The organism is Mesorhizobium xinjiangense, from assembly GCF_009749525.1.
GTDB classification, from domain to species: domain Bacteria; phylum Pseudomonadota; class Alphaproteobacteria; order Rhizobiales; family Rhizobiaceae; genus Mangrovimarina; species Mangrovimarina xinjiangensis.
Map to the genome: position 1 here is coordinate 1 of NZ_WOAC01000049.1, position 6,378 is coordinate 6,378.

The window sequence follows — 6,378 nt, forward strand, 5'->3', positions numbered from 1 at the left end:
CCGCGCATCGCAAATCACTCCATCGCTCCCAGCCGAGTGAATCACAATTCCCGTGCCATTGTTGGAGTTTTTCAGCAACCTGCTAGATGCCTTCGCCTGCAAGTTCGTCGGCCAAGCGTTCCACTTCTTCCTGGGCGTTGCGCATCATCGGATAAACTCCGAGCGCGCGCTCGAACGCCTCCAGTGCCAGTTTGTCATTCCCGGTCGCCCTCATGATTGCGCCCATGCCGCTCAACGCGCCGAAATGGCGCGGCTCGAGTTGCAGGGTGCGACTGATGTCGGCCATCGACTTGGCATAATTGTTCATCATGAAATGGACTGTGGCGCGCCGGTTCCACGCCTCGGCGTAATCGGGCTGCAGGACCAAGACCTGATCGAGGAAATCCAGCGCAACGTTGAATTTCTTCTCCCGCGTCGCCTCGTTCGACCATTGCATCAACAGATCGATCGTCGCGCTGCCGGATTTCAGCCATTCGCCCCAGATCCTGTTGGCGATGCGCTCGGCCGCCTTCTCGTTGCGCTCGCGCTTCAACTCGCCGAACAACTCGTCCAGTCGGCTCTGTGAGCGCTCACCTTCGGGAACCGGCATGTCGGGTGCCGGCGCAGGCAATTCGGGGTCTTCGGGGAGGCCGGGCGGATTGGGCAGGTCAGGCCCTTGGGCCAGTGCCGGACCGCACAACAACGCAAATATGGCTATGTAACGCAAAAAGCTCCGCATCCCGGTCATGCTAAACCCGGATCGCGGAGCCTGAAAGTGAAAATCGCGTGAGCGGCCCGGCGGCCTCAGCCCTGGCGGGCCTTGAAGCGCGGGTTCGACTTGTTGATGATGTAGACGCGGCCCTTCCGGCGGACCATGCGGTTTTCCCGGTGACGGGTCTTGAGCGCCTTGAGCGAATTCGTGATCTTCATGGTCTTTGCTCGTCGAATATGGCCCGCGGGCCGAACTGAAAGGCGCGCCCGAAGACGCGCCCGAAGAAAATGTTGCAGCCTCATAGACGCAACGCCCGCGTCCTGTCAACCGTGCGGGCCGGGATTGGCGCCAAATCCGCGGCGCATTTCAGCCCTTCGACAGGCGCGTGAAATGGCCCATCTTGCGGCCCGGCCGCGCCTCGGCCTTGCCATAGAGATGAAGCATCAGATCGGATTCGCGCAGAAGGTCCGGCGCATTCCCTACTTCATCGCCGATCAGGTTTTCCATCACGCAATCGCCATGACGGCGGGGATCGCCGAGCGGCAGGCCGGCGACGGCCCGGATATGCTGCTCGAACTGCGAGACGGTGCATGCGGCTTCCGTCCAATGGCCGGAATTATGGACACGCGGGGCATATTCATTGACAAGCGCCCGGCCATCGGCGAGCGCGAAGAATTCCAGCCCGATGACCCCCACATAGTCGAGCCCGTCGAGCAGCGCGAAGGTTGCACGGCGCGCCTGCTCGGCCATTGCGGGTGCAAGCCCGGCGGGAACCGTCGAGGAGCGCAAAATGCCGCCCTGATGAACGTTGCGGGCGGCATCATAGGCCCGCTTCGTGCCATCACCATCGCGCGCGGCGATGATGGAAAACTCGCAATCGAAGTCCACCAGGGCTTCGAGGATCAGCGGCACGCCGCCCATCGCGTCGAAAACTCCGCGGCAATCGTCTGCCGTCGCGTTGCGAAAGACGCGCTGGCCCTTGCCGTCATAGCCCAAGCGGCGCGTTTTCAGCACGCCGCTGCCACCGAACCCGGCCAAGGCCTCGGCGAGCGCGGCATCGTTATCCACAGCCCTGAAATCGGCTGTGGATATTCCGAGCGCGTTGAGGAGCCGCTTTTCGGTCAGCCGGTCCTGCGCCTTTTCCAGCGCCAGCGGTGGCGGGAAGACCGCAGTCTGGACCTCGATGCGCCTGGCGGCGGCCACCGGAACGTTCTCGAATTCGTATGTGATGACATCGGCCCGCGCGGCCAGTTCGGCCAGCGCCGCCTCGTCGTCATAGGCCGCAACGATCTGGCTGTTGGCAAGCTGGGCGGCAGGACAATCGGCCTGCGGTTCGAGCACGATGGTGCGGTAGCCGAGCCGGGCCGCGGCCATGGCCAGCATGCGGCCGAGCTGGCCGCCGCCGATGATCCCGATCGTCGCGCCCGGCAGGAGCGGCGCCGTCATGCCGTATCGTCCTGCGGCGCCAGAGCGACCTTGTCACGCTGGGCGGAGCGCCAGGCGTCCAGCCGCCCGGCCAGTTCCGCATCGCCCAGCGCCAGGACGGAGACCGCCAATAGCGCCGCGTTGACGGCACCGGACCGGCCGATGGCGAGCGTGCCCACGGGTACGCCGGCCGGCATCTGGACGATCGACAGGAGCGAGTCCTGACCGGAAAGCGCTTTTGATTCAATGGGAACGCCGAAGACGGGCAATGGCGTCAGCGCCGCCGTCATGCCGGGCAGATGGGCCGCACCGCCGGCACCCGCGATGATGACGCGGTAGCCCGCATCGCGCGCGCCACGCGCAAATTCATAAAGCCGCTCGGGCGTGCGATGGGCCGAGACGATCAGGGATTCATATGTGACGCCCAGGGCATCCAGTGTATCGGCCGCATTCTTCATGGTCGGCCAGTCGGACTGGCTGCCCATGATGATGGCGACATCGGCGCGCTCGCTCACCAAGGCTCATCCTCTTGTCTGCCGGAAATGGCGCCATAGCCGAAACCCGCAATGGCCGCAAGTTCGGCCGCGTGGCGATGTCAGGCGATGATATCGGGAATGATGCGGTCCTCGAGATGCTTCAGTCGATCCTTGATGACCAGTTTCTTCTTCTTCATGCGCTGTATTTGCAGCGGATCGCAGCCGGTCGTGATCATGGCTTCGATGGCTGCATCGAAATCCGCATGCTCCTGCTTCAAGCGCGCAAATTCGAGACGAATCTCGGCCTGTTCCTGTTCGTGCATCAACGGTTCCCCGACGCCGCTTGATGGCGCCAAATATGGCGAGCGCGACGGTTATCCATCCGCCTGCGGCCTATATCACATTTCGGCCTGTCGGAAAATGCTACTAGCGAGCGTTCGACAGCGACCGGAAGTGATGGCAGACTGTCATCGCGATGACATGTTGCGCATCCGGCAGAAGCTGCGAGCATGCCATTTGCGTCGAGGAAACCATGAAAGGAACTCCCAATCATGTCTCTATCATCCCATCTCGAAGAGTTGCAGCGCAAGCATGGCGAGATCGAACGCAAGATCGACGAGGCCCTTGCCCACCCTTCATCGGATGACCTTGAGATCAGTAGTCTCAAGCGGCGCAAGCTGGCACTGAAGGACGAGATCGAACGGCTCAAGACAAACCGAACGACGCACTGACCTTGCAGATATGCATGGGATCTGTTCGGCGGCCCCCTGGCCGCCTTTTTTTTGCCTTTTGATCGGCTCGCCCTTCACGAAATCCGCCCGCCGATCCAATCCCGGAAGATGGCGCCGCGTGCGGCCGGCAATCGCCGATGAGACGTCACGAGCCGTCATGTTTCCACGGTCGAATGTCCTTGCGAAAACTCAACCCGATTCGCCCCGAGCGGGTTCCGGCTCGATATCCGTCGCCTCGGGATCGGGCTCGGCGTCGGCGATGGATTCCGGGTTCGCAACCTCGTCCATTTCCGGCTCCGGCTCGCTGCGCGGGTCGAGCCTCAAGAGCTCCGGCGTGACCGCGCGCTCGGAGGGATGGGTCATGAAGGACTCGCGTTCGTCAACGGGAACTGCGGCGCGCCGAGTGGTGCGCATGAGTACATAGGCAGCGAGCGCGAAATGCGCCAGCGCCGTCGCCAGGAACAGGCTTTCGGGGCGCATCCGCTCCATCAGCACGGCACCCGCCAGGGGTCCGATCATGGTCCCGAAGCCGTAGAGCACCAGCAGCCCGCCGGTAACCTTGACGAAATCGCCCTGGCCGGCGTGGTCGTTGGCATGGGCCACGGTGATCGAGTAGAGCGTATAGGCGAGCGCTCCATAGGCCGCGGTCAGTGCGATGACGATATAGCCGCTGCGCGCCATCGCGAGATAGATCAACAGTCCGATGATGGCACAGCCGAAGGAGGCGGCCGCGAGCACGTAACGACGGTCCATTCGGTCCGAGATGCGTCCGATCGGCATCTGCATGGCAGCGCCCGCAATCACGGTCAGGCTCATCATCACCGCGATATCGAGCGTCGATATGCCGATCCTCGCGCCGTAGACGGCACCCAGCGTGCCCCACGCGCCGTTCGCCACGCCGACCAGGATGGACCCCGTGAAGGCGACCGGTGAATTGTCGTAAAGGCCTTTCAGATCCAGCGAAACGCCTTCGATCGGCCGCGGCGCGGCCTGTACGGAAATCGCCGTCGGCAGCAGCGACAGGCAATAGAAGATGCCGGTCACCATGAACAGCGATTGCGTCGTCACGTCGCCTGCCGCGACGATCATCTGGCCGGCCATGATCGCGGCGTAGGTGACCATCATATAGAATGCGAAAACCGTCCCGCGATTGTCGTTCGTGGCGCGCTCGTTGAGCCAGCTTTCGATGACCATGAAGGCCCCGGCCATGGCAAATCCGGTGAATGCGCGCAAAACGATCCAGACATGCTCCTCGACGATAAGTCCGGTCAGAAGCGAGATGATGGCGCCCGAGGCAGCGAACGCGCCGAAAGAGCGCACATGTCCGACCCGTCGCACCAGATGCGGAGCGAAGATGCAGCCGGCGACGAACCCGCCGGCCCAGGCCGTGCCGAGAAGGCCCAGCGAAGTGGTTGAAAATCCTTCCACCTGTCCGCGCAGCGGCAGCAGAAGGCCCAGCAGCCCTGACCCGGTCAAGAGAAAGGCAGTGCCGCGAAGGAGTGCGAAGATGGAACTGAACCCGGCAAGCATATAGAGGGAACCCGGCATCGGAAGCGGTTGAGCAATGGCGCGTGAAAATACCCCATTTGCGGCGTTTCCACGGCGCACTGGCGACGCGTCGTGTCGCTTACGTTTTCATTTGCGGGTCAGCGCCGAAACAGAGCTTCGGCTGCCGCCTTGGTCGATCCTTTGGCCTCGAGTTCCACCTCGAGACGCGCAATCTCCTGACGCAGCATGGCGACGCGTTCACGCAATTCCTCCACCGAAAGCAATCCAAGGTCCTGGCCGACTTGGTGGACAGTGGGGCGTTTGTTCGGTTCCTCGTCCAGAATGGTCATCTCCACACCTTCGGTTTGATCTGGCGCGCATATCTTTGCTTCAAACGTTGCCGTTTGAAGCAACCGCGCGCTACATCGCACCAGACAATACAATTTGAATGCGTCAGGAATCAAAGGGGGCGATCGCGTCATGCGGCGGCGGGTCGTGGCCGGTGCATGGTGGAAGAACCGCCATTCGGAAATTGCCCGCCATTGATGCATCACCGGCTTTTGCGTTGCGATCCGGCCGAAGAAACTGTATATGGGCCTCAATTCCCAAAAGAACCGGTGGCTTAAACCACCGCCCGCGCCAGGGACGCGGGCGAACGAGAGGATTTTATACAATGGCCAACCAGCTTCTGATGCCCAAGGCGACAGCCGTATGGCTCGTCGACAACACCGCCATGACCTTTGATCAGATCGCGTTTTTCTGCCATTTGCACCCGCTCGAGGTGAAGGCGATCGCGGATGGCGAGGCGGCGCAGGGAATCAAGGGCATGGACCCGATCATGACCGGCCAATTGACCCGCGACGAGATCGCCAAGGCCGAGGCCGATCCGAACCACCGGCCCAAGCTCTCCGAGCCGAAGGTGCGCATTCCCGAATCGAAGCGGCGCGGCCCGCGCTACACACCGCTATCGAAGCGCCAGGATCGGCCGAACGCCATTTTGTGGCTGGTCCGCAACCATCCCGAACTGAAGGACGCGCAGATTTCGCGTCTGGTCGGCACCACCAAATCGACGATCGAGCAGATCCGCAACCGCACGCATTGGAATTCGACCAATCTGCAGCCGATGGATCCCGTCACGCTCGGGCTGTGCTCGCAGATCGATCTCGACCTCGAGGTTCAGCGCGCTGCGCGCCATCTGCCGCCTCAGCAGGCCGGTGACGAGACGTTGTTGCCTGCTTCGGTCACCGAATCCATGCCGGTCGAGGACGGCGGGAGCGCGCACAAGGAAGAGCCCGAACTCGACGCCGCTGCCGTCTTCGCCAAGCTTTCTTCGCTCAAGTCGAGCACGCCCAGCGAAGACGAGGAGTAATACGCAGCAGCGCAGCGCCGAGATGACCCCGGAACATCGCGCTGCGCGCCAGATCAATATGTTGGAAGATGTACCTTTCGCTCAAACGATTCCGTTTGAGCGGGACATGTTCTAAGGCCTGTTGAGATTCATCGTGAATTTATGACGGCGGCTGCGAGATGGATGATGGCAATGAACGAGGTGTCGGTTTTGTCGGCG

General features: G+C 62.2%; 9 protein-coding genes. 2 read left to right on the forward strand and 7 right to left on the reverse strand.

Features of this window, described 5'->3' with window-relative positions; all coding sequences use genetic code 11:
- Positions 1 to 82: 82 nt before the first annotated feature.
- The 5 genes from GM909_RS25520 to GM909_RS25540 form a co-directional block, all read right to left on the reverse strand.
- On the reverse strand, positions 83 to 718 hold the full coding sequence (locus GM909_RS25520) for a tetratricopeptide repeat protein (protein WP_407941368.1): 636 nt from the start codon (positions 716 to 718) through the stop codon (positions 83 to 85).
- A 65-nt stretch (positions 719 to 783) separates the two neighbouring features.
- Positions 784 to 909, reverse strand: coding sequence for a type B 50S ribosomal protein L36 (gene ykgO, locus GM909_RS25525; protein WP_157020344.1), 126 nt, complete (start codon positions 907 to 909; stop codon positions 784 to 786).
- A 148-nt stretch (positions 910 to 1,057) separates the two neighbouring features.
- Positions 1,058 to 2,137: a 5-(carboxyamino)imidazole ribonucleotide synthase gene (locus GM909_RS25530; RefSeq protein WP_157020345.1), complete on the reverse strand. Its 1,080-nt coding sequence runs from the start codon at positions 2,135 to 2,137 to the stop codon at positions 1,058 to 1,060.
- The gene (gene purE / locus GM909_RS25535; protein WP_407941369.1) at positions 2,134 to 2,601 is read right to left on the reverse strand and encodes a 5-(carboxyamino)imidazole ribonucleotide mutase; all 468 of its coding nucleotides are present in this window, start codon (positions 2,599 to 2,601) and stop codon (positions 2,134 to 2,136) included. Before purE ends, GM909_RS25530 begins: the two co-directional genes overlap by 4 nt.
- Positions 2,602 to 2,711: 110 nt before the next feature.
- Complete coding sequence (locus tag GM909_RS25540) at positions 2,712 to 2,915, reverse strand: YdcH family protein (RefSeq protein WP_157020347.1); 204 nt, start codon at positions 2,913 to 2,915, stop codon at positions 2,712 to 2,714.
- A gap of 228 nt (positions 2,916 to 3,143) precedes the next feature.
- Between GM909_RS25540 and GM909_RS25545 the strand changes: the two genes are divergently transcribed.
- Positions 3,144 to 3,323, forward strand: coding sequence for a YdcH family protein (locus GM909_RS25545; protein WP_157020348.1), 180 nt, complete (start codon positions 3,144 to 3,146; stop codon positions 3,321 to 3,323).
- 189 nt (positions 3,324 to 3,512) lie between these two features.
- Here GM909_RS25545 and GM909_RS25550 read toward each other — a convergent pair whose 3' ends face one another.
- Positions 3,513 to 4,853, reverse strand: coding sequence for an MFS transporter (locus GM909_RS25550; protein WP_157020349.1), 1,341 nt, complete (start codon positions 4,851 to 4,853; stop codon positions 3,513 to 3,515).
- A 116-nt stretch (positions 4,854 to 4,969) separates the two neighbouring features.
- Positions 4,970 to 5,161: a DUF1192 domain-containing protein gene (locus tag GM909_RS25555; protein ID WP_157020351.1), complete on the reverse strand. Its 192-nt coding sequence runs from the start codon at positions 5,159 to 5,161 to the stop codon at positions 4,970 to 4,972.
- A gap of 323 nt (positions 5,162 to 5,484) precedes the next feature.
- Here GM909_RS25555 and GM909_RS25560 point away from each other — a divergent pair, with 323 nt between their 5' ends.
- Positions 5,485 to 6,180, forward strand: a complete 696-nt coding sequence (locus GM909_RS25560; protein ID WP_157020350.1) for a DUF1013 domain-containing protein — start codon at positions 5,485 to 5,487, stop codon at positions 6,178 to 6,180.
- Positions 6,181 to 6,378 lie beyond the last annotated feature (198 nt).